The sequence below is a fragment of the Amycolatopsis acidiphila genome (genome assembly GCF_021391495.1).
GTDB lineage: Bacteria > Actinomycetota > Actinomycetes > Mycobacteriales > Pseudonocardiaceae > Amycolatopsis_E > Amycolatopsis_E acidiphila.
This window is the reverse complement of the sequence record NZ_CP090063.1, coordinates 7,054,024-7,074,915: the sequence shown is the minus strand read 5'-3', so window position 1 is coordinate 7,074,915 and position 20,892 is coordinate 7,054,024. Positions and strand designations below refer to the sequence as shown.

Genomic DNA, 20,892 nt, shown 5'->3' with positions numbered 1-20,892 from the left:
AGAAACTAGGTCGAGGATTGCATCTCGACCAGCAAGTACGTTTAGTGGTGTGACTTGAAGGCAGCATTGACGGCAACACAACCGAGCAGCCACGTTCGCGTACGGTCAGCTGCAGATTCCTTAACAGATTGCAATCTGATTTCTAAGGAGTTGGAAGAACCTCTTCTAAGCCTAAGGTCGTTGGTTCGAGTCCAACCCGGGGCACCAAAGTTAATTGATGTAAGAGTTTCAACAAGTTCGGCATCTGACGACTGCGGTTGACGGCAACGGCCGCTTCCTGCTGATCGCGTAAACAGACGTTCCACTTTTTGAAGGGCTTGATTCCGACTTTCTTCGTCGCTATGTAGGTAGATCTTCCGCGTCGTGTTTATATCGGCGTGCCCAAGGTTCGCTTGGATATCTCGATCGTGAGCGCCAACGAGCTTCTGCAAGGTAGCGTTTGTGTGACGTATCTCGTGGAGCTTAATCTTGCGCAACCCATGCTGCCGACAGATCCGACTGAAAGCGCGATTTACATTCCTTGGTTCTACTGGTTTGCCCGTCCTTGTTGTAAAGATAAGCCGCTCTGTTGTTGGTTGCTCGTGCCACGCGTCGCCTACCTTGCCTCGAAGCAATTCTTGGGCCATTTTTTGTGACGCAAGTGCCTCGATTGCCAGGCCAAGGAGCGTTTCTGTGCGCGCAGATGCTTCAGTTTTAAGATCGACAACGCGCAGCTTTCCGCGGATGCGCTGTACCTGCTGTCTGACGCTAATAGTGTTCCGCGTATAGTCCACGTCTGACCAACGAAGTCCTAGAAGTTCGCCGAGGCGAAACCCGTAGAGGATCTTGAGCAGGAAAACAGGATACAAAGGTTCGTTTTGGGTGAGATGCAGGAATCTTGCTACCTCGTCCCGTGTCCAAGTCGCACCCTCTTTGGGCTTGTACTTGGCGGGTCGTATCAGCTTGGCGACGTTGCGGAAGACGAGCTCCAGGCGCTCGGCCTCGCTGAGTGCGGCGCGAAGAACCTTCCGCATATTCTGCAACGTCGCAGGGGAACATCCATCTGCGGCTTTTTGATCGAAGTACCCTTGCGTAAGCGGGCCTGATAGGTCCCTCAGGAAGATTTGACCAAGGCCAGGCTTGAGGTGTAGCCGTATGACTGTTTCGTAGCGCTCAAACGTAGTGGCACGGTTTGAACGTTCGACGACCCGAATAAGCCAGTATTCTAAGAAGTCGCCAACTCTCCAATTTTTATCTGAGATTAGTATGCCCTGCTCGGCGTTTGTTTTGAGAACTAGGAGCTTGGCGTGTACTTCGCCTCTGGTTCTTCCATAAACACGGACACGCTTGCGTAACCCGCTGTGGCTTCGTAGGTATACAGCACCTTCGTATCGTCCATCTTTCCGCCTGTAGATGGACCCCTCGCCATTTGCATTCCGGCGAGCCATTAGTTAGGGTCTCCGGTGCTTAGCCCTCTCACAAGTTCCTTCACTGCTGCAACGGGTACTAAGCGGCGGCTTCCGATTTTAAGTGTGGTTAGCTGACCGCTTCGGATAAGCTGATAGATAGATGCTCCAGCGGCTAACGCGAAGTGTTTGCCGCGCTTCTTCGATGGTCATAAGCAGCGGGGTGGCGCCGTCGCCAGGGGTCTTGATGGAGCCCACTGGTCGCCACCACAGGCGCCGGGGCCGTGTGAGCGTGTCGGTCGTGAACATGGTTCACCTCCTTTCGATTACTTGATCTTCAATACTGGGGAGAGGGAAAGTCCTCCCTCGGCCCAGTCACCGCTGACGATGACCAGGCCGAGGGAGCCGAACAGGCTAGTTGCTGGTGCGGTGAGCCCGAAGCAGCCGCTTCACGCTGCTCTCCGAGATGCCGTACTGCTCGGCAAGCTTCCACTTGGGCGTACCTTGCTCGAAGGCTTGGACGAGCAGGCGTACATCGGCATCGGTGAGCCGGTCACTGACCCGCCACTGGCGGTCAGTGCGCCCGGTCGACTGCACGCTGATCCGCGGCCGACGAGGTTGCCGCTGCGCCTTCCGCAGCCGGTCTACCGCCTTGACCAGGCTGTTCGCGAGGTTCTCGCGGTTGTGATAAGGGGCGATCAGGTCCACACATGAAGTTGCAGATGAACCCCCTGAGCGCTTGGAAATCCCAGGTCAGGCGCTCACAGGGGGTTCATCTGTGTCGGAGGTTTGGTCGCTGCACGTTGGGTCGCTTACTAGAACTTTGGTAGGGCTGCCTGGGTCGTGATCCAGGTCGTCATCCAGGCTTCTTGCGATCTCGACGAGGACCTTGGCGATCTTGTGCGCGTCTGGTGGATCGTGCCGCACACCGTGAATCCGGATCTTCGACACGCGGGTTCGGGGCTTGTGTTGCCGCTTCTTTGGTTTAGCCATGAGAAGTCACCACCCTGTCGCGACGGTTCGTTGATCACGCAGGTGGGGACGAGGATCTTGCTGTTCGCCAGCAAGGCTGCTGACGCTGATCTGGATCTCTCGCTGAGGATAATCCGGCAGCATCCGGATGTCTTCTCCAGCGAAGAGGACGCTGCGGGTGGACTGCTTCCGGTTCAGCGGACAAGGGCGAGGGTCGCCCAAGTCTAGGACCAGCAAGCAGCTGACAGTAGGTTGGTGTTCTGGATCGGCGGTAGGCCGTCATCGAGACCGCGCAGCCGGTCGTAGATGTTGCGCATCGTGGCCTGGTCTGGAATGTGCTGTCCGCCTGCCGCGCGTTCCACGATTGCCCGCGTGCTCGCTAGGAGCCATGACTGGACTACTGCGCGAGCGGGACGCCCAGCCGATCGTGTGTATCCCCGTGGACGGTGTGGGTTGTCGCCTGGTCACATTGACAAGAAGCGACCCGGTGCGTCTGCTCGTCGACAGCCACTCCTGCTCAACGTGTTGCTGGTCGGCGGGGGTCGGGGAAGCCGAGGCTGACGTACCCTGGTGCGCGTTTGGCCAGGGAAGAGGCCAGGACGCCGGTGTTGATGTCGTGGTAGTCGTGGACTTCGGCGGTGGCCTTGCCGGCGTGAGCGCGGAGGATCCGACCCGCGTATTGGACGAGGCGTCCCTTGAACGCGATCGGTGCGGCGAGGAACAGGGTGTCCAGTGCGGGGCAGTCGAATCCTTCACCGACGAATGGCCCGGTCGCGACGACCAGCAGTGGTACTCCGTCCGCGGGTTGGAGGCGGGCCAGAGCATCGCGGCGGGCGGTCGCGCTCATGCCGCCGCGCAGCACGATCGGGTCGAGCGAGCGTCGCCGGAGCTCGTCGGCGAACCGTTCGACGTGGGTGGTCCATTGGGTGAGCAGCAGGCAGTGTCGACCTCGTTTCAGCGCGGCAGTCACGTCGTCGGCGATCTGGGTGAGGCGGGTGTCGTCGGCCACAGGATCGCGGTAGATGGCCGCCATCCCGCCGGGCTTCGTCGGGTTGGCATCACCGGTGTAGCGGTAGGCGGTGTCGTGCACATGGAGCACCGGCTTCGGACGCTGTGCAGTCGTGTCCAATTCGAGTTGGGCTGCGCAGTCCTCGCCGGGGCGGCTTGATGGGGCGATTGTATGCCGGATCGGGCCCAACTGGAGGGCTATCAGGTCGTCGAGCTTATCGCGTCGGTACGGGGTGGCGGTGAGTCCGAGCCAGCGGCGAGCCGGGATCTGCTTGACGGCGTGCTCGAACGCCGCGGCCGGGATGTGGTGGCACTCATCGACGACGACCAGCCCGTAGCCGCTGGTGAGCTCCTCGATGTCGTTCTTGCGGGCCAGGGTTTGCAGCATGACGACATCAACCACGCCACGGGTTTTGCGGCGGCCACCGCCGAGTTGGCCGGCTCTGACGCCCAGCAGTTCACTGATCCGGGTGCGCCACTGGTCGGCCAGGGTCTTGCGGTCGACCAGCACGAGCGTGGAGATCGCGTGGGTGGCGATGACCGCGCAGGCCATCACGGTCTTGCCCGCACCCGGTGGCGCGACCAGCACACCAAGATCATGGTCGCGCAGATCGGCTACGGCGGCTTGCTGCTGACGGGTCAGCGTAGCGGCAAATGTGAACTCCCGCGTCTCGCCGGCCTGCCGCTCGTCGATCACCTCAAGGCGGCTGCCCGCCTGCTCGACCAGCGAGGCCACCGTGTCGTGCAGCCCCCGAGGCAGGATGAGCCCGCCGTCGGGAGTCTCGTCGTAGCTGCGCAGGAATCGCGGTGTGTCCCACGTGGACATTCGGAGTCGCTGGCGCTCGTAGAACACCGGATTCGTCATCGACGCCGCGTGCTTCAGCGTCGCGTGCAACGCAGGGGTCAGCTCCCCTGATTCCAGTCGGATTCCCGAGCTGAGCCGGGCGTGCACGATGGGAGGTGCGGTGGTACGGATCCGGGTCGAGACCGCAGCGCCGATCTTGTCGATGCCGGCGCCGACTGTGACTCCACCGGCGCGGCGCGCGACCCGATTGACCTCGGCAGGGCTCATGCGGCCGAGCGAGGACAGGTACGCCCACTGGTCATCGTGTGGTTCCATCGTCGCCAGATCGAGGAACGCCGCCGCGCCGTCCTGGCGGGCCCTGCCCTGCAAAGGTGCAGCGATCAGATTCCCCACGCCGCCCGAGGGCAGCACGTCCTGTGACGGGAAGAGCCGGTCGTAGCTGGCCAGGTCCATACGGCCACGCACTGCCATCGCCTCCCGCAAGAGGGCGGTGCCAAGTCGGCGAGCCGTCTCCGCGGGCACGGGTGCGGTGAAGAACACCCATGCATGTGCGCCGACGCCCGAGCGCGAGACCTCCAGCGCGGCCGGCACCGACCACGCCCTGGCGGCCTTCAGGTAGGCCAGGGCGTCCAGCATCGCCATCGGGCCGTCGAAGTCGGCCGCCAGCCACCAGCACAGGTCGCCGTCCACCAGTGGATACGGCCCGACATGCACATCGCCGACCAGGTGCGTCCGCAGCACGTCCTTGCTCAGCGGCAGGTAGTCGCGATCCTCATGCCGGACGCCCTTGCGCCACCCGCCGCGCACCGCCGGCAGCCAACCAGCTTTGCCAGTACGCGCGTTCTCCCATCGCGTGGCGTAGATGTCGATGCGGGCGGCGAACAAGGCAGCGAAAAAATCGACCTTCACCTCCGGGGCCGATCGCCGGTCGACCGGGCCCGGGTGCGCCTCGAAGAAGCCGGTCTGCACCGGGCCGGGCGGAGCCGCCTGTTTCGGAGTCAGCTCCAGCAGCCGCAACAACCGTGCGTTCTCCGTACGCAACTGCGTTGTCAACTCACGGAGCTCCGTGAGTTCCTCCGCAAGCTCCGCTGGCTGGAGATCGTCTTCCACAGAGCCACCGTAGATGGGTCAGATGCGTGCCTGGTTGAGGCGCTCGATGAGGCTGGGTTTGCGTGCATGCGTTTGCCGCAACGCGATGGTGCGGGTGGTGAACGTGTCGTAGCGGTCCTCGCGTTCGGCCAGCGCCTGCAGATCGGTGAGCAGCGTGACGGCGGCGTCATACTCGGCCGGTTTCCTGGTGGCGATCATCGCCTCGACGCGCGACCACGCGGCGTCTTCCTCAGCGGCCAGTGTGTCGAGTCGTCGTTCACGAGCCTGCAGACGCGCCTGTTCCCGGCGTACCTCGTCTTCGGCGTGCTCTGAGGCCAGCCGACGCTCACGGTCGGCTCGTCGCCGCGCCGCGTCGTCGAGCAGGTCGGCCACGGTCCGGCGGGCTGGGACGGGGATGATCGGAGCGGTGTCGCCGCGGAAACGACGCAGCAACTCCATCTGCACCCGCGCCGCCTCACCCTGCATTACCCGCGCCAGGAGCCGGTCCTTCTCGGTGACCGGCAGGCGAGCTGCCCAAACGGTGAGGTCATCAGGGCTATCGGCCGTCTTGCCCAGCGGCGGAGAAGTCTGAGCCGCGATCGCGATCAGATCGTCGTCGAGGCGCAGGAAGTCGGCCAGCGCCCGCTGCGCGGCAGTGAGCGTGCCCAGCCCGGGCGGAACGGGTGGTTCGAGATCGTCGTCAGCATCACGATCGAAAACGTCTTCATCGCGCTCCCAGGCACCATAGACCGCCAGCCAGGCGAGATAGAGCGGCCGGAGATCACCGGCGGCGAGTTCGGCGCGAACTCCGACGATCGTCGACAGCAGGTTCTCGGGGTCGTAGTCGAAGTCGAACTCACCGGCGTGGTCCTCGCTGCTGATGTCGAGCACGATGAACTCGTCCATGACCCAGGCGCTCACCTCGTCACCGATGCAGTAGTCCTCGACGACATCGGGATCGAGCAGATCGCACGGCAGACGGAACATCACCCGGTGGGTACCCCAGTTGGCGACGTACAGGTGCGCGTCGTAGTAGCGCTCCATCAGACGGCGCGGGTCACCCTTGAAGTCGCCCCAGTGGTACTCGTTCACGAAGCTGGTCGAAGAGATCCGCGCCCGGGTGGACAGCGACCGGACCGCAGCTTGTTCGCGATCGTCCAGTGGCCAGTCGATCGCCAGGAACTCGTAGTACTGGTACGTGCTCATGGTCCGTCCGGTTCGTCGGCATCGGTGAACGGCTTCGCCCGGAAACTCGAGTCGTCGCCCAGGTGGAAGAACAGATGGCCCTCGATCGTGTCGTCGTCGGCCATGACTGCCCAGCCGCGTCCGCTGACCTGATCGCCCTCGTCGGAACCTTCCCAGGTGAACTCCACGCCGGGCCGGCCGTCCCGCTCGACCGGGCGGCAGTCCAGCCAACCGTGGACGGCGATGAAACCGAACTGGCCGGTCCCGTTCCGGGCGAACTCGACATAACCCGGCTCGACCAGGTCGATCGCGTCGCGGTCCCAGCCACTCATCGCCACGATCCGCCATCGACCGGACATCCGGGCGCTGAACTTCGGAGCCCTTGCCATGGGGTACCAGCGTAGTGAACTCGGTGAGATCGATTCGACGTACCACCGTCTGACGGTGCCCCGGAGAATCCCAGTACATCAAGACCGAGGTCGACCATGTGTGTCGCGGGTGGGGATGCCGCGTTCGCGGAGTTTGGTCAGCACGGTGGTGTGGTTGACGCCCAGGTGTTCGCCGACTCGAGCGAGGGACCAGCCGAGGTTGTAGAGGTGGATGGCGTCGTCGACCTGCTCGGGGGCGAGTCCGCGGCGGCGTATCGGCACGTCGTGTCGTTTGAGGATGTTGCTGACCGTTCGCCGTTCGATGCCGAACCGGTCGCCGAGTTCGTACACCGTCGCTCCGGCTTGGTAGCCGGTGATGAGTTCCTGGACCTGGTCGGCGTCCAGTTGCCGTGCCCGTCGTGGTTTGGGTCGATCGACGGGCGGTGCTGCCGGTTCGGTGGGGCCGGGCAGCTTCCGGAGCAGGGTTTCCAGGGCTTCTACCTGAGGTTTTGTGTTGTAGTAAGTTCCCCCAAGGTCCACAGATGAAGCCCCAGCGGTACCCCTGGACACGGCAAAACCCCAGGTCAGCGGCCGTGTAGGGGTACCGCTGGTGTCGGCTTTTTCGTCAGTTTTTCGCTTATTCCCCCAAGGTGTCCCGGCGTTCGCGTGATGCGTGTCGGTCTCAGTCACGTCATCGGGTGAGCGTGAGCTGGGCTCGGTGGAAGTCGAAGTGCTGGGTCGGGAAGTGGTAGACGTCGGCGAGGGTCATCGTCTCGCGGAAGAACCGATCCCACCGGGTCGGGAAGCGCATGGACCGCGCGAGGTAATCCTCGGTCTCGGCGTCCAGGCGTTGGTGCAGCGAGGCGATGACACGGTCGAAGAGTGCGTTGAGTGCTCGCCGGGGTAGCACCGTGCCGGCGAGCCACGCGTCGGCGTAGTTGACCGCGTCGAAGGGCACGGTCACGGCGTTGGGCACGTAAGCGAAGCGTCGGCCCGCGCTGGTGGGTAGTCGGTCGATGGTCACGACCAGGCCGCGCAGCGCTCGAACGATCAGATATCCGAGCAGCATATGAAACAGCAGTTGTTTGTTGTTCCAGCGGGTGCCGTTGGTCGAGGGGCGAAGTTCAGCGGCCGAGGCGTGGTCGAGGAGTTCGTGGAAGCTCACTCGCGCTCGGTCGATCTCGTTGTGTACTGCTTGCCGATCCACGCTTCCAGTATCCTCTCGAATCGCCGGATCGGCGTCAGTTCACGGGGGAGCGGCGTCCGATGAGGACGGTGTCGTGCCAGGTGCCGTTGAGTTGGGTGATGCGTTCGCGGATGCCGACGGTGCGTATCCGCCGGAGTGGCGCAGGGCGATGCTGGCGCGGTTCTCGGTGAAGATCGCGGTTCGCGGCATCCAGAGTCCGGCAGCGTCGCGGCCGTGACGTGCTTGTACAGCAAGGCTTTGCCGACACCCCGGCCACGATGTCCGTCGGCGACGTGGATCGAGGTTTCCGCGACGCCGGAGTAACAGTCGCGGCCGGAGACGGGGCTGGCGGCGGTCTAGCGGACGACCTGCCCGTCGAGTTCGGCGACCCACCGGTGCTCGGGCAGCCATTTCGCGTCCAGGCTGGCCCGGCTGGGGACGGTGGTCTCGAAGGTCGCGATCCCGGTGGCGATGCCTTCGCCGTAGATGTGTCGCACCGCGGCCCAGTCGCCGGGTTCGAGGCCGCGGACGGTGATGTCGGCGCGCACGTCGTCGGGGCAGCACGGGCGCGGGGCGAGCAGGCCCATGACGGCGTCGGCGGCGTGCGGGAGCTCGGCGCAGCAGGCTTCGTTGACGGTGACGATGGTGGCGGTGCCTTCCTTGGGGAGGCGGACGAAGCCGACGTCGGCGAGCTTGCGCACATGGTGCGAGGTGGTGGATTGGCTGGTGCCGAGGATCTCGGTGAGCGCGCCGACGGTGATGCTCTTCGGGCCGGTGGCCACGGCGTGGAGCAGCCGGACCCAGACAGGTTCGGCGAGCCAGGCGAACCACTCGGCGTAGGTGATGCCGCACTTTTCCACGCCACGGAAAGGTTCGCATATCAAGCCCCAGAGTGCGTTTATCTAGCGAGACGCGGGCCGCGATTCTCAGCGCCGTCGGCTTTCTGAAGACAGATCACGTAGCAGGCGGTATGCAGCACGCGGGTAGGCGTTTCGTGGACTGGGTTGCGTGCGACAGGGCGATGCCCAGCAGTCACGGCTGATCATCGACGGTGCCGGCGATGTCGGTGCTCAGCCAGGTGTGGCTGGTGAGCCCGACCGCGGCGGCGGTATCGGCGATCATCGAGTACCACCGTGCGTTGGCGCGGAGTCGCTGTGACCAGCACGGAGCGGAAGCCCCGGGCCGAGGGAGCCGACAGGCCGGATGACGTGGCGCATTGCAGACCGCCACCGACGCGTTCATCCCATCCGGCTGGTGAACTGGTTGGTGTCGAAGTAGTCCCGCCACGCCTTGATCTTGCCGTCATCGACCTCGAAGGTTCCCATGACCGGCAACTCGAACGACTTGCCAGGGAGCGTGAAGACGTCCACCCGCTCGGTCATCACGACCGGACCGTCGGCCGCGATGTTGATGACCCTGAACTCGATTCGCTCAATTCCTGGCGGCCCGGGGCGGATGAACGAGGCGATGGTGTCGGCGATGGCCGCCCTGCCGGCGACCGGCGCGAACGGGATGTTGTGGTAGACGGCGTCATCAGTGAAAAATGCGGCCAGCTCAACTGCCCCGACATTGTCGGACCATGCCGCGCAAAACCTGCGCACCACCTCGATCGGGCTCTCCATCTGGATCCTTCTGCGGTCGATCTTCGGCGAAGTCGGCAGTCCTTCCTCACCGTCGGAGAATTGTTGTCCCGACGGCGTTAGGGGTCGTGGCCTATTCGGTGGTGAGTATCAGTTTCTCGTGTGCCTGGCCGGTGTCGAGTAGTTGATGCGCTTGTGCAGCGTCCTGCACGGGCAAGAGGCGCTGGGTGCGCAGGCGGAGTTCGCCGGACGCAAGTAGCGGCATGGTCTGGTCGAGAGCGTCCGGGGCTCGGTCCGGAGTGGGGGCGGAGAGCGCGACGCCGTGGTCGGCTGCGTGTTCGTCAGCGAGAGTGATCACTCGTGCGGGTCCTCCGGCGAGTTCGACGGCGTCGCCGAGCGCGCCCTTTCCGGCGGCATCGAAGACGGCGTCGACCCTCGCGACGTGGGCGTGCACCTCTGCGCGGAGATCAGGCCCGTAGTGCACGGGGATGGCGCCGAGTTCCCGGACGAGGTCCTGGTCGCGCGATGCGGTGGCGCTGAGAACGGCGACGCCCAGGGAGACGGCGAGCTGGGTGGCGATCAGGCCCACCGATCCTCCGCCGCCGAGGATGAGCAGTGTCTCGCCCGAGGTGGCGTGCAACTGTCGCAGGACGCCGACGGCGGCTTCCGCCGAGGCAGGCAGCGCTGCGGCGTCGGCCCAGCTCACCCTGGCCGGCTTGGGCGTCCAGGCGGAGGCGAGGGCGTACTGGGCGTATCCGCCGAGAGCGGGCAGCAGGGCCGCGACCTCGTCACCGACCGCCACGCCGGTCACGGCGGAGCCGACAGCGTCGACCGTTCCCGCGGCTTCGAAGCCGAGAACCGCCGGCGACGGCAGCGGGAACACCTGTTGCAGGTCGCCGCGCCGGATCTTGAGGTCGGTCGGGCCGACCCCGGCGGCGAGCACGCGGATCCTGATCTGACCGGGGCCCGGCTCGGGCAGGGGCACTTCGGACCAGGCGAGCACGTCAGCCGGCCCGTACTTTATGAGCACTGCCGCGTACATGGGTTTCCTCCTGGTCGCGGCGGCTTGGGCGAGATGATGTGCGGGAGCTCGCCGCCGGTGGTGGTTGTGCTTGCGGTGTCGAGAAGGAAACTTAGGTGATATGTCACGTAATGGCAAGGCTGCCCCGGTACCCGAGGGCGGCTGGCTCGGCAGCGACGAGCAACGGGCATGGCTGGCCTACGTCCGGATCCAGCTGCGCCTGACCTACGAGATGAACCGCCAATTGGTCGCCGACAGCGGCCTGTCGCTCCCCGACTACGACGTGCTGACGGCGCTGGGCGTCGCCGACGACGAGCGGATGCCGATCACCGCGCTCGCCGCCCACATCGGTTGGGAGCGCAGCCGGCTGTCCCATCACGTCCGCAGGATGGACACGCGGGGGCTGGTGACCTGCGGCCCGTCCGCAGCCGACAAGCGGGTCACCGAAGTGGCCCTGACCGACCAGGGCCGCGACGTCCTCGATCAGGCCGCCCCCGGCCACGTCGACCTCGTCCGGCAACTGTTCTTCGACGGACTGCCAGCCAAGCTCCTGGGTCCGCTCACCGAGGCACTGGAGGGCGTGTACGCCAACATCATCAAGCAGGGCACACTGCCACCGCCTGCCGACTGGCGCCCCACGCAGGACTGACCGTTCCCGGCCGACGGTCATGTCCCAGCGTCCGGAGGTCCAGTTCCGGCGGCGACACCGTGCACTATGCGCGGAAACAGCCGTGGACGTGGTCGTTGACCACGCCGGTGTTCTGCATGAACGCGTACACGCTGGTCGGGCCGACGAAGCGGTATCCCTGCGCCTTGAGCTGCTTGGCGAATGCCTCCGACTGGGGCGTGGAGCTGGGCAGGTCGGCGACGGAGCGGGGCGCGTGCTTGCGGTTGACCTCGTACGACTTGGCGAGCGCGGCAAGGCTTGGTGACGCGGAGCCCATGGCGCGGGCGTTGTCGATGGTGGCCTGGATCTTGCCGCGGTTGCGGATGATCGAGGCGTCCAGCACCAGCCGGTCGACGTCCCGGTCGGTCATCGCCGCGACCTCGGCGACGGCGAAGTTCCGGAACGCGGCGCGGAAGGCGTCCCGTTTGCCGAACACGACGGCCCAGCTCAGCCCGACCTCGAACACGCCGAGCGTGAGCGCCTCGAACATGGCGGACTCGTCGTAGGTGCGCCGGCCCCAGACGTCATCGTGGTAGCGACCGAGCGGGGAGTCGCCGGCGCCGGCCCAGGGGCAGCGCGGCTTCCCGTCCTGTCCGACGACCACCGACATGCCCTCAGTATGGACGGCGGTCCGGGCGCGGTCCCTCATCCGAACGTGTGAGGGACCGCCGTGCGAGCCGGCGGGAGGCTCGAAGGCACGAGAGAAAGGAGCGTGCCCATGTCCCCCACGCTGGTCCTCGTTCACGGCGCCTTCGCGGACGCGTCAGGCTTCGCGGGAGTGATCCGCGAGCTCGCGACGGACGGCCACACCGTGGTCGCCCCGCCGAACCCGCTGCGGGGCCGGGTTCGACGGTCAGGACGTGGATGCCGAGGCCGCCAACCTCGGTGCGGAGAGCAGTGGTGATGCCTTCGATCGCGTGTTTGGCGGCGCTGTAGTAGCCGAATCCCGGCGCGGGCCGTAGGCCGGCGGCCGAGGACATGGTGATGATCCGGCCGCGGCCGCGGGCGTGCATGCCGGGCAGCACGGCGCGGGTGACCGACAACACGGCGAAAAGTTCAGCTCGAACACCGCGCGGACCGCAGTTTCGGCCATTCCTTCGACCGATCCATGCCACCCGCGTCCGGCGTTGTTGACCAGTACGTCGATCCCGCCGAAATGCTCCTCGGCGCCGGCCACAGCGGCACGGACCTGCGCAGGGTCGGTGACATCCAGAGGCAACACCAGTGCGCGCTCGCCGTAGCGGCGTGCTCAGTCCGCTGGCGCGTCGACCCGGCGGGCGGTCAGGACAACCCGGTCGCCGATGTCGAGTGCGGCCTGTGCGTAGGCCGTGCCGAAGCCGCCCGGCGTGCCGGCGGCAATGAACCCCGTCCTCACGTCCATGCTCCCTACGGTTCGATGACCAGCCGGGCGACGTGGCCGTCCCGTAGCGTGAAGCGGTAGTGCAGGTCCGCGATTCCGCCGGGGAAGTCGCCCTGCAGGCGGTGCAGGACGTCGAAGTGGTCCTGGTCGGCGCGGTAGGCGGCGGTGAGCGTGGTCGTGTAGGTGTACTCGGTGACCGAGCGGGCCAGCCAGGCACGGATCTCCGCTGGCCCGTGGTGGTCGCGGCGCTCGTCGGTCACCACGGCGTCAGGGGTGTACTGCCCGATCGCGGTATCGAGGTCGCGCGTATGGTGCGCGACGAGGTAGGTGGTGATCGCGTCGGGGAGATCGTCCGGTGCGATCTCGTTCACCTGGGTCCAATCGAATTGTTCCATGTCACCCAACCTGGGCTCTCTCGCCGGGAGAGGGTCAAGTCCTGGATCCGCTCCCAGCGGGAGGGGGCACAGTGGGGGCATGCGCGCCGGGCTGACCATCGGAGAATTCGCCACCCTCACCCACCTGAGCGTGCGCACGCTGCGCCGCTACCACGAGTCCGGCCTGCTGGTGCCCACCACTGTGGACCCGAGCTCCGGTTACCGGTACTACACAGCGGCGCAGATCCCGTCCGCGCAGGTGATACACCAACTGCGTCAGCTCGACGTGCCGCTGGCCGAGGTGAAGCAAATTCTGGCCACCGACGACCCACTACGGCGCACCGACTTGGTCACAGCCCACCTGCGTCGGCTGGAGGACACCCTCGACCGCACCCGCGCCGCCGTGGTGTCCCTGCGCACACTCCTGCGCACCGGCACCGAGGAGCTGCCGGTGCACCTGCGCTCCGAACCGGCGCGCACGGTCGCCGCCATCCGCGGCACGGTCGGAGTGGACGACGTCCACCACTGGTACGCCGCGGCCATGGCCGAGCTCGACGCCGCGTTCCCGCCCGGCGAGCGCACCGGGGCACCCGCCGGCCGGTACGCCAACGAACTGTTCACTCACGGCTCAGGCGAGATGACCGTGTTCCATCCCGTGCACCAACCCAGAGCAGCCGGGAGGATCGAGGTCCTCGACCTTCCGGCGGTCGAACTCGCCGTCACCGTCCACACCGGACCACACGACGACATCGACGTCACCTACGGCCGCTTGGGCGGCTGGGCTACCACGCACACCCTGACCGTGGCCGGCCCCATCCACGAAACCTATCTGGTCGGCCCCCGCGACACTGACGAGTCCGGCCGATGGCGCACCGAGATCGGCTGGCCCATCTTCCGCCTCACTCCCGACTGAACCCCACCGATCGAGATCATGAGTCCACGAGCTGGCACTGCTCACCGGGCGCGGTCACTTCCTGCCCGACCGGGTCTCGGTCATGTTCGCGGTCGGCCGTGGGAGTCTCGGGTGGGGACGCCGCGTTCACGGAGTTTGTTCAGCACGGTGGTGTGGTTGACGCCGAGGTGATCGCCGACTCGTGCCAGGGACCAGCCGAGGTTGTAGAGGTGGATGGCTTCGTCGACTTGGCCTGGAGAGAGGCCGCGGCGGCGCATCGGCACACCGTGCCGGTGGAGGATGTTGCTGACCGTGCGCCGTTCGATACCGAACCGGTCGCTGAGTTGGTACACCGTCGCGCCGGCCTGGTAGGCGGCGATCAGCCGCTCGACTTGGTCGGAGTCGAATTGCCGGGCACGCCGAGGCCGGTCCGGCCGGGCCTCCGTCGGCTCGGGTGCGTCGAGGTTGGGGAGCTTCTCGCGGAGCCGTTCAAGGGTCCTGACCTGGTCTTTCGGGTTGTAATAAGCTCCCCCAAGGTCCACTCCCGTTACAATGCGTAATTTTCGGGTTTTTGGACAGGCATCGACGAAAGTTGTCTCGTTCGTTATCGAGAGCTCCCGAATGGGAGCCGTTCTGCTAGGCCGCATACCGCCAGCGGCTCCGGCGGGGGCTGGGTCGGTGGCATCCACGGGCGGCGCCGGCATCCGGTGCCCGATCGTGTTCATAGTCGGCATCGGTGAGGGTCACGCGTTTGCCCTCCAGCTGTCCCTCCATGTCAGCGGGCCGTCTTGCCACCGTTCACGGCGACGATCTGGCCGGTGATGAACCTGGCCTGATCCGAGGTGAGAAACTGGATGACCTCGGCGATCTCGTCGACGTGGCCGAGGCGGCCCATGGGGACGTCGGCGGCCAGGGCCGCGGTCATATCCGGACTGCCGGCGAAGGCTGCCAGGCCCGCGGTGGCCACCGGACCGGGAGCGACCGCGTTGACCCGGATGCCGTCGGCCGCGACCTCAAGGGCCGCGGACCGAGTGAATCCGTTCACCGCGTGCTTGCTGGCCACATACAGGCCCGCGCCCGCGCCGCCGCGCTCACCGAAGGTCGAGGACAGGTTGACGATGCTGCCGCTTCCCTGCTCGATCATCACGCGCAGTTCGTGCTTGAGGCAGAACAGCAGGCCGCGGACGTTGGTGTTGAACACGGTGTCGTATGCCTGCTCGGTCTGGGTTGTCAGCGGGCCGCTGTCGCCGGTGAAGCCCGCGTTGTTGACGGCAGCATCGAGCCTGCCGAATATCGTGACGGTGCCCTTGACCAGTGCGCGGACCTCGTCCTCGATGGCGACGTCGGCATGGATGTACTCGGCGTTGCCGCCCAGTTCCCGAAGTTCGGCGACCAGCGCCCTGCCTTCCTCGTCACGTCGCCCGGAAACGACGACGGACGCGCCGTCGCGGGCGAACGCGGTCGCCGTTGCCCGGCCGATGCCGGCAAGGGCTCCGGTGATCAGTACAACCTGGTTATCCATTAGCACGCTGCCTTTCCGCAGGGACGGGCTTGCTGGCCAGCAACCCGACTGGGATGAACTCGTTGGTGACCAAGGTGAACGTGCCGAGGGTGACCGCAGCGACGCCCACCCCGCCGCGCAAGCGCTCGGCGGTGGTCATCACGGTGCCGATGGTTCGAGTAGCAGGATCGGGATTTCCCGACTTGTTTTGGCTCGATACTCCGGAAAATGGGGCCATCGCGATTCGGCCAGTGTCCACGCTTCGGTCTTCTCTTCGCCGAAGACCTCGCGAGCGCGCAGGTGGTACACCCGGGCGCCATCCTGGAGCCGCACGTCGCGATGGGCGATCAGATTGTGGTACCAGGCTGGGTTGTTCGGCGCGCCCCCGGCGGAGGCGACGGCGAGGTAGGTGCCGTCGCGCTCGATCCGCACGACCGGGGTCTTGCGGATCTGGCCGCTGGTGGCTCCGGTCATGGTCAGGATGACGACCGGACGTCCTTCCAGCGTTCCGCCTTCCCGTCCGTCGGTGGCTTCGTAGCTGGCCACCTGGATTCGCACGCGTTCACTCGGGCTCGGCACGTACTCCTGAGCCGCCTGCTTGTCGGGGTTCACCCGGCCACCAGGTCGAACTCGTTGCCCTCGGGGTCGCGAAAGGTGCTCCAGCGCGCGCCGTCGCGTTCGACGTCGGCCACCCGGGTGGCGCCCAGGGACAGCAGGCGGTCGGATTCCGCGGCGAACTCGGTGCTGATCAGGTCCAGGTGCAGCCGGTTCTTGACCGTCTTGGCCTCGGGGACCTGGTGGAACGTCAGCGCAAGAAGCTGCGTCGACGCGTCGGGACCGATCGCGGCGAACTCGGCGCTGGCCCGCGGACTCACCTGCCGATCGAGGACATCGGCCCAGAACTGGGCCAGTTTGACTGCGTCGGCGCAGTCGATGCTCAGGCCGAGCACGGAAATGTTCATGATGTGATCCTTTTCTGGATTGTGCCGGAAGGTGGCGTCAGACCTGGGCCATGCCGCCGTCGACGGCCAGGTCGATGCCGGTCACGGAGCTGCTCTCGTCGGAGGCCAGGAAATACGCGGCGGCCGCGACTTCCTCTGGCTGGCCCATCCGCCCGAGCGGAATGACCGAGGCGAAGGCGGCTCGGATGGCGTCAGCGCCCGCCTTGGTGTCCGCCTGGCCGTCCATGATCGGCGTGTCGATCGGGCCGGGACTCAGGGTGTTGAACCGGATGCCGCGGTCCTGGAACTCCTGGGTCCAGGTGCGGGTGTAGGAGCGGATCGCCGCCTTGGTCGCGCTGTAGGTGCTGTAGCCGTTCATGCCCTTGATACCGGCGATCGAGCCGACCAGGATGATCGACCCGCCCTGACGCATCAAGGGCAGTGCTTTCTGCGCGGTGAACAGCGTCGCCCTGGCGTTGAGATCGAAGGTCTTGTCGAAGTTGTCCTCGGTGACCTTCCCGAACTCCTCCGGTTCGACGCGGCCCGAGTTGGCGACCAGGATGTCCAGCACGCCCTTGTCCGCCTTGACCGTCTCAAAGAGACGGTCAAGGTCGGTGGTGCTGGTGGCGTCACCGCGCACCGCGGTCACCCCGTCGCCGATCAGGGCCTTCGCCTTGTCCAGCTCGGATTGCCGCCGACCGGTGATGAAGACATGCGCGCCCTCTTTCACGAACCTCTGCGTGATGGCCAGGCCGATGCCGCTCGTCCCGCCGGTGACCACGGCAACTTTTCCGTGCAGTCCAGACATGTCTGTTCGGCCTTCTTCGTCGTCGTTTTCGGTCGGATGACCTGACAACGACATTGCCGCCGCGAGAGCGGGGCGACATCGCACGGGCGTGCGATGTCTAGTTCGCGGAGTGCTCGGCGACCACGCGGGCGAGTTCGAGGCGGGAGTTCACGCCCAGCTTGGTAAACGCGTGGCGCAGGTGGCTGCTGACCGTGTGCGGCGAGACGAACAGCCGTTCAGCTGTCTTGCGGTTGGTCAGTCCGGTGGTGATGAGGCGGACCACGGTCAGTTCGGAGTCGGTGAGCGCGGCCCACCCCGCGTTCGGTCGCGTGCTGGTCACCAGCTTGCGGCGGACCCCGTTGGCGCGCAGCCGCCCGCGTACCCGACCGGCGTCCCAGCTCGCACCCGCTTCGGAGTACTCGACGAGTGCGCGACCGAGCGTCTCCACTCCCGCCGCAGACTCGCCCCGGTTGAGCTGTCCGACCCCCAGGTCCTCCAGCGCCGATGCATGGGCGATCGGGCGCGGCGCTGCCTCGAAGAGCCGGCATGCCTCGGCGAGCAGCGCGACGTCCGCGTCGAGCAGGCCGCGGGCGTGCGTGGCCGCCGCGCGGATCGAGCCGATCCCCGGGTTGCGACGTGCCCGTTCTTCCGCCGAATCGACCGTGTCGAGGGCAAGTCGCTGGTCGCCGGCGGCGAGCGCGATCCGGACGAGTTGCGGGTCGTCGGTGACGTCCATCGGGTAGAGCGGGGTGATGCGTCCGGCCGCGCCGGGACGGGCGGCATCGAGCGCCGCGCGGGCATCGGCTGGTTTGCCGTCGGCCATCGCGGCGAGCGCGAGCAGCCAGCCGCCGTGCGCACGGTTGGCGGGCGTGCCCGCTGCCACCATCGCCCGAGCCAGCGCCGCCGTCTCGCGCCGTTGCCGCGCGTCACCGGTGTGGATCGCGACCCGGCCGAGCGCGACGACGCCTGCCGCGTATAGCGCACCCACGACCGGAGTGTTGCCGGCCGCGTCGAAGCGGCCCTCCAACGCGGCCGCCGCGTCGGCGAGGCGCCCCATCTGGAACAGCTGCCGGCCGCGCCAGGTCTCAAAGAAGTCGAGCGCGAACGCCTGCCGCTCCCGGTTCGCGGCGGCGATTCCCGTCGAGATCAGCTCAAGTGACTCCTGGAAGCGATCGGACACGGCGAGCAGTTCGCTGCGCCACTGGCGCGCGACCCACTCCCGGGTCTCCTCCCCCGGGCCGAATCCGTCGCGCATCGCCTGCTCGTGGAGGGTGCGCGCGTCCTGGAAGTAGCCGTCGACGTAGCGCAGCGCGCCCTCGGCCTGCCGCAGGATCGAGCGTGCGGCCAGGTCTCCCGCGCGTTCGATCGTCAGCCGAGCCCGCTGGAGCTGCTCGGCAGCCTCGCTCGGCCGTCCGGCCTGGACCAGGTTGTACGCCAGCCGCGCCAGATGCTGGACGCGATCCTGATCGGACAGATCGCGCAGCGCCAGCGCCCGCCGCCCCGCGTCCGCGCGGACGTCTGGCGACAGGGCGAACATGCTGGCCAGGCTAAGGGACACGGCCGTCTCTTCGGCCACAGGAACGACGTCGCGCAGATGTTTGCGCGCGAACGCTTCGGCGTCGTCGGTCTTGCCCGCGGCGTGCAGCAGCACCGTGGTGGTCGCGACCAACGGACCGGCGGCGCTGTGACCGGCCGGAATCAGGTCCAGCGCGTGGCAGCTCAGTTCGGCGGCCGCGGCCGGATCGCGCGGGCCGAGCGCGTCGGCGGCGCTCTTGAGCAGGCCGACCGCGATCTCGTCGCCCGGCGCGGCGCTGGTGGCGAGCTGCGCGGCGACCTCGACCGGGAGCGCCCCGCCCGCGAGCAGGACGTCGACGGCCTGCCGGTCCAGCGCCCGGCGCGCCGAGACCGTCGTCGTGTCCCGGACGGCTTCGCGGATGATGTCGTGCCGGAAACTCAGCCGGTCGGCGCCTTCGGCGAAGACGCCTGCCTCGATCAGCTGCTCGACCGGGACGAGCAGGGACGCGGGCGGTGCGCCCAGCATCGAGGCCAGTTCCCTGACAGTGAAACGACGAGCGAGCGATGCCGCGATGGCGGCGAGCTGGCGGGCTGATTCGGACAGGCGCGCGAGCCGGTGGCGCATGCCTGCGGCGACCCGTTTGGGCAGCCGCGCCTCCACCAGCCGCGCCGCCCCGTCCTCGATCCGGACGAGTCGCTCCTCACGCAATCCGCGCAGCAGCTCGACGAGGAAGAACGGGTTACCGGCAGCGTCCGCCGCCAGGTCGAGCAGGGCCTGGTCGGGCCGGGCTGCCATTACCTCCGAGGCGAGCTCGGCGACCGCGGCCGGCGCGAGCGGCTCCAACGTAATGCGTCGAGCCCCCTGTGCGACCAGCTGCTCGACCACGTCGGCCAGGGCGCTGCCGGGCTGGACCGGACGGGCGGCGAGGATCCAGGCGACCGGGACCGACGCGAGCCGGGTGGGGAGTGCCCGCAGCGCGGCCAGGGTGCCGCTGTCCGCCCACTGGAGGTCGTCGAGGCACACCACCAGAGGTGCTTCGCACGCCGCGCCCTCCAGCAACGTCTCCAGATCCTGCAGCAGCCAGTACCGCTGTTCGGGACCACCGCGTGCCACGGGCAACGCGGAGCGGGGCAGCAGCAGCGCAGGCCCGTCGAACAGTGCCCGCAGCAGCGGTGCCAGTTCGACGGCGGCCTCGGCCGGGTCGGCATCGCCAACGCCCACCCGTACTGACAGGGTGCCTGCCATCCGCACCGCCTCGGCCAGCAGGCGGCTCTTCCCGATCCCCGGGCTGCCCTCGATCAGCACGACCATGCCCGTGCCCGAGCGCAGCGAACCCAGCGCCTCGCTCAGTGCGGTCAACTCCGGGTCGCGGCCGTGCAGCGCCGTTGTCACCGTGGTCGTCACGGCCATGATGAAAGCCTGGCACGTTCATCCCCGGCTGACACTCCGGCCGCAGGAGATCACACGTTCATGCGGTGTCCGAGGTTCGGCGGGGTGCGACGCTCGCGCCATGACCAGTACTCAGCAGAATGTGGCTGGCCGGAGGGCCCTCGTCACCGGCGCCACCTCCGGCATCGGGCGTGCCGCCGCGATCCGGCTGGCCGGTGAGGGCGCGGATGTCGTCCTGCACGGCCGTGATGCGCGGCGGGGCGAGCAGGTCGTCGCCGAAATCACACAGACGGGCGGAAAGGCGCAGTTCATCGCGGCCGACCTGGCCGACCCGACCGAGATCCGACGTCTGGCCGACGAGGCGGGCGAGGTCGACGTGCTCGTCAACAACGCGGGTTTCTCCTGGTTCGGTCCCACTGCCGACCTGGACGTCGCCACCTATGACGCGCTGTTCGACAGCAACGTGCGGGCGCCCTACTTCCTGGTCGCGGCGCTCGCGCCGCGAATGGCGGCCAACGGCGGCGGCAGCATCATCAACGTCGCCAGCATGGTGGCCACCATCGGCATGTCCGGCGCCGCTGCGTACGGGGGCACCAAGGCGACGCTGACTGCCATGACCCGGGCATGGGCGGCCGAGTTCAGCCCACGTGGTGTGCGGGTCAACACGATCGCGCCCGGCCCGGTGTTCACCGCGGCTGACCCGGAACGCATCGAAGCGCTCGGCGCCACCACGCTGCTCGGCCGGGCGGCCCACGCCGACGAGATCGCCCAGGTGATCACGTTCCTGGCCTCGCCTGCGTCGGCCTACGTCACCGGCGCCACGGTCGCCGCCGATGGCGGCCGCACCGCGATCTGAACTTCTTGTT

Annotated in this window: 22 protein-coding genes and 2 pseudogenes; 4 read left to right on the top strand and 20 right to left on the bottom strand. The window is 67.0% G+C overall.

Annotated features, from left to right (window positions below):
• Window positions 1-41: 41 nt before the first annotated feature.
• Complete coding sequence (locus tag LWP59_RS34560; RefSeq protein WP_229858553.1) at window positions 42-1,013, bottom strand: tyrosine-type recombinase/integrase; 972 nt, start codon at window positions 1,011-1,013, stop codon at window positions 42-44.
• A gap of 786 nt (window positions 1,014-1,799) precedes the next feature.
• Window positions 1,800-2,093, bottom strand: coding sequence for a hypothetical protein (locus LWP59_RS34555; protein ID WP_144643312.1), 294 nt, complete (start codon window positions 2,091-2,093; stop codon window positions 1,800-1,802).
• A 135-nt stretch (window positions 2,094-2,228) separates the two neighbouring features.
• On the opposite strand from LWP59_RS34555, the gene LWP59_RS34550 reads away from it, so the two are divergent.
• Window positions 2,229-2,585 (top strand): hypothetical protein, encoded by a 357-nt coding sequence (locus LWP59_RS34550; protein WP_144643313.1) that lies wholly within the window; start codon window positions 2,229-2,231, stop codon window positions 2,583-2,585.
• 289 nt (window positions 2,586-2,874) lie between these two features.
• On the opposite strand, the gene LWP59_RS34545 is transcribed toward LWP59_RS34550, so the two are convergent.
• The 8 genes and pseudogenes from LWP59_RS34545 to LWP59_RS34510 form a co-directional block, all read right to left on the bottom strand.
• Window positions 2,875-5,280: a DEAD/DEAH box helicase gene (locus LWP59_RS34545; RefSeq protein WP_222425678.1), complete on the bottom strand. Its 2,406-nt coding sequence runs from the start codon at window positions 5,278-5,280 to the stop codon at window positions 2,875-2,877.
• 18 nt (window positions 5,281-5,298) lie between these two features.
• Complete coding sequence (locus LWP59_RS34540) at window positions 5,299-6,465, bottom strand: hypothetical protein (RefSeq protein WP_144643314.1); 1,167 nt, start codon at window positions 6,463-6,465, stop codon at window positions 5,299-5,301.
• Entirely contained in the window at window positions 6,462-6,833 is a 372-nt protein-coding gene (locus LWP59_RS34535; protein ID WP_222425679.1) for a hypothetical protein, read from the bottom strand. Before LWP59_RS34535 ends, LWP59_RS34540 begins: the two co-directional genes overlap by 4 nt.
• 78 nt (window positions 6,834-6,911) lie before the next feature.
• Window positions 6,912-7,502: a helix-turn-helix domain-containing protein gene (locus tag LWP59_RS34530; protein ID WP_229858556.1), complete on the bottom strand. Its 591-nt coding sequence runs from the start codon at window positions 7,500-7,502 to the stop codon at window positions 6,912-6,914.
• Between the two features lies 1 nt (window position 7,503).
• The gene (locus LWP59_RS34525; RefSeq protein ID WP_144643315.1) at window positions 7,504-8,019 is read right to left on the bottom strand and encodes a DinB family protein; all 516 of its coding nucleotides are present in this window, start codon (window positions 8,017-8,019) and stop codon (window positions 7,504-7,506) included.
• Window positions 8,020-8,053: 34 nt separating this feature from the next.
• Window positions 8,054-8,882 (bottom strand): annotated as a pseudogene (locus LWP59_RS34520) (helix-turn-helix domain-containing GNAT family N-acetyltransferase).
• Between the two features lie 354 nt (window positions 8,883-9,236).
• Window positions 9,237-9,620, bottom strand: a complete 384-nt coding sequence (locus LWP59_RS34515) for a limonene-1,2-epoxide hydrolase family protein (RefSeq protein ID WP_144643316.1) — start codon at window positions 9,618-9,620, stop codon at window positions 9,237-9,239.
• Between the two features lie 91 nt (window positions 9,621-9,711).
• Window positions 9,712-10,620, bottom strand: coding sequence for an NADP-dependent oxidoreductase (locus tag LWP59_RS34510; RefSeq protein ID WP_144643317.1), 909 nt, complete (start codon window positions 10,618-10,620; stop codon window positions 9,712-9,714).
• A gap of 100 nt (window positions 10,621-10,720) precedes the next feature.
• Here LWP59_RS34510 and LWP59_RS34505 point away from each other — a divergent pair, with 100 nt between their 5' ends.
• Window positions 10,721-11,248, top strand: a complete 528-nt coding sequence (locus LWP59_RS34505) for a MarR family winged helix-turn-helix transcriptional regulator (protein WP_144643318.1) — start codon at window positions 10,721-10,723, stop codon at window positions 11,246-11,248.
• A 64-nt stretch (window positions 11,249-11,312) separates the two neighbouring features.
• On the opposite strand, the gene LWP59_RS34500 is transcribed toward LWP59_RS34505, so the two are convergent.
• From LWP59_RS34500 to LWP59_RS34495, 4 genes and pseudogenes are all read right to left on the bottom strand, one after another.
• Window positions 11,313-11,876 carry a DNA-3-methyladenine glycosylase I gene (locus LWP59_RS34500; protein WP_144643319.1) on the bottom strand — a complete coding sequence of 188 codons (564 nt, stop codon included), beginning with the start codon at window positions 11,874-11,876 and terminating at the stop codon, window positions 11,313-11,315.
• A gap of 4 nt (window positions 11,877-11,880) precedes the next feature.
• Window positions 11,881-12,488, bottom strand: a pseudogene (locus LWP59_RS41285) (SDR family NAD(P)-dependent oxidoreductase).
• A 27-nt stretch (window positions 12,489-12,515) separates the two neighbouring features.
• On the bottom strand, window positions 12,516-12,647 hold the full coding sequence (locus LWP59_RS40520; RefSeq protein WP_267966977.1) for a hypothetical protein: 132 nt from the start codon (window positions 12,645-12,647) through the stop codon (window positions 12,516-12,518).
• 5 nt (window positions 12,648-12,652) lie between these two features.
• Window positions 12,653-13,021, bottom strand: coding sequence for a nuclear transport factor 2 family protein (locus LWP59_RS34495; RefSeq protein WP_144643320.1), 369 nt, complete (start codon window positions 13,019-13,021; stop codon window positions 12,653-12,655).
• A gap of 79 nt (window positions 13,022-13,100) precedes the next feature.
• Between LWP59_RS34495 and LWP59_RS34490 the strand changes: the two genes are divergently transcribed.
• Entirely contained in the window at window positions 13,101-13,913 is an 813-nt protein-coding gene (locus LWP59_RS34490; RefSeq protein WP_144643321.1) for a MerR family transcriptional regulator, read from the top strand.
• Window positions 13,914-13,993: 80 nt separating this feature from the next.
• Here LWP59_RS34490 and LWP59_RS34485 read toward each other — a convergent pair whose 3' ends face one another.
• The 6 genes from LWP59_RS34485 to LWP59_RS34460 all read right to left on the bottom strand — a co-directional run bounded on the left by LWP59_RS34485 (window position 13,994) and on the right by LWP59_RS34460 (window position 20,047).
• Entirely contained in the window at window positions 13,994-14,617 is a 624-nt protein-coding gene (locus LWP59_RS34485) for a helix-turn-helix domain-containing protein (protein WP_229858559.1), read from the bottom strand.
• 50 nt (window positions 14,618-14,667) lie between these two features.
• On the bottom strand, window positions 14,668-15,414 hold the full coding sequence (locus tag LWP59_RS34480; RefSeq protein WP_144643322.1) for an SDR family NAD(P)-dependent oxidoreductase: 747 nt from the start codon (window positions 15,412-15,414) through the stop codon (window positions 14,668-14,670).
• 138 nt (window positions 15,415-15,552) lie between these two features.
• Window positions 15,553-16,005 (bottom strand): nitroreductase family deazaflavin-dependent oxidoreductase, encoded by a 453-nt coding sequence (locus LWP59_RS34475; RefSeq protein WP_144643323.1) that lies wholly within the window; start codon window positions 16,003-16,005, stop codon window positions 15,553-15,555.
• Window positions 16,002-16,355, bottom strand: a complete 354-nt coding sequence (locus LWP59_RS34470; RefSeq protein ID WP_144643324.1) for a VOC family protein — start codon at window positions 16,353-16,355, stop codon at window positions 16,002-16,004. The genes LWP59_RS34475 and LWP59_RS34470 overlap by 4 nt, the downstream gene beginning before the upstream one ends.
• 37 nt (window positions 16,356-16,392) lie before the next feature.
• Window positions 16,393-17,142, bottom strand: coding sequence for an SDR family NAD(P)-dependent oxidoreductase (locus LWP59_RS34465; RefSeq protein ID WP_144643339.1), 750 nt, complete (start codon window positions 17,140-17,142; stop codon window positions 16,393-16,395).
• A 97-nt stretch (window positions 17,143-17,239) separates the two neighbouring features.
• A complete protein-coding gene (locus LWP59_RS34460; protein WP_144643325.1) occupies window positions 17,240-20,047 on the bottom strand; it encodes a helix-turn-helix transcriptional regulator in 2,808 nt (935 codons plus the stop codon).
• Here LWP59_RS34460 and LWP59_RS34455 point away from each other — a divergent pair.
• Window positions 20,031-20,882 (top strand): SDR family NAD(P)-dependent oxidoreductase, encoded by an 852-nt coding sequence (locus tag LWP59_RS34455; RefSeq protein WP_308431797.1) that lies wholly within the window; start codon window positions 20,031-20,033, stop codon window positions 20,880-20,882. The two genes, LWP59_RS34460 and LWP59_RS34455, sit on opposite strands and share 17 nt — an antisense overlap.
• The last annotated feature ends 10 nt before the right edge of the window (window positions 20,883-20,892 follow it).

Bases quoted from the DNA above. Each gene is read 5' to 3' on its own strand.
- LWP59_RS34560 (WP_229858553.1), bottom strand. From the start codon at position 1,013: ATGCGGAAGGTTCTTCGCGCCGCACTCAGCGAGGCCGAGCGCCTGGAG.
- LWP59_RS34540 (WP_144643314.1), bottom strand. From the start codon at position 6,465: ATGAGCACGTACCAGTACTACGAGTTCCTGGCGATCGACTGGCCACTG.
- LWP59_RS34535 (WP_222425679.1), bottom strand. From the start codon at position 6,833: ATGGCAAGGGCTCCGAAGTTCAGCGCCCGGATGTCCGGTCGATGGCGG.
- LWP59_RS34515 (WP_144643316.1), bottom strand. From the start codon at position 9,620: ATGGAGAGCCCGATCGAGGTGGTGCGCAGGTTTTGCGCGGCATGGTCC.
- LWP59_RS34510 (WP_144643317.1), bottom strand. From the start codon at position 10,620: ATGTACGCGGCAGTGCTCATAAAGTACGGGCCGGCTGACGTGCTCGCC.
- LWP59_RS34505 (WP_144643318.1), top strand. From the start codon at position 10,721: ATGTCACGTAATGGCAAGGCTGCCCCGGTACCCGAGGGCGGCTGGCTC.
- LWP59_RS34500 (WP_144643319.1), bottom strand. From the start codon at position 11,876: ATGTCGGTGGTCGTCGGACAGGACGGGAAGCCGCGCTGCCCCTGGGCC.
- LWP59_RS40520 (WP_267966977.1), bottom strand. From the start codon at position 12,647: ATGGACGTGAGGACGGGGTTCATTGCCGCCGGCACGCCGGGCGGCTTC.
- LWP59_RS34495 (WP_144643320.1), bottom strand. From the start codon at position 13,021: ATGGAACAATTCGATTGGACCCAGGTGAACGAGATCGCACCGGACGAT.
- LWP59_RS34490 (WP_144643321.1), top strand. From the start codon at position 13,101: ATGCGCGCCGGGCTGACCATCGGAGAATTCGCCACCCTCACCCACCTG.
- LWP59_RS34485 (WP_229858559.1), bottom strand. From the start codon at position 14,617: ATGAACACGATCGGGCACCGGATGCCGGCGCCGCCCGTGGATGCCACC.
- LWP59_RS34480 (WP_144643322.1), bottom strand. From the start codon at position 15,414: ATGGATAACCAGGTTGTACTGATCACCGGAGCCCTTGCCGGCATCGGC.
- LWP59_RS34470 (WP_144643324.1), bottom strand. From the start codon at position 16,355: ATGAACATTTCCGTGCTCGGCCTGAGCATCGACTGCGCCGACGCAGTC.
- LWP59_RS34465 (WP_144643339.1), bottom strand. From the start codon at position 17,142: ATGTCTGGACTGCACGGAAAAGTTGCCGTGGTCACCGGCGGGACGAGC.
- LWP59_RS34460 (WP_144643325.1), bottom strand. From the start codon at position 20,047: ATGGCCGTGACGACCACGGTGACAACGGCGCTGCACGGCCGCGACCCG.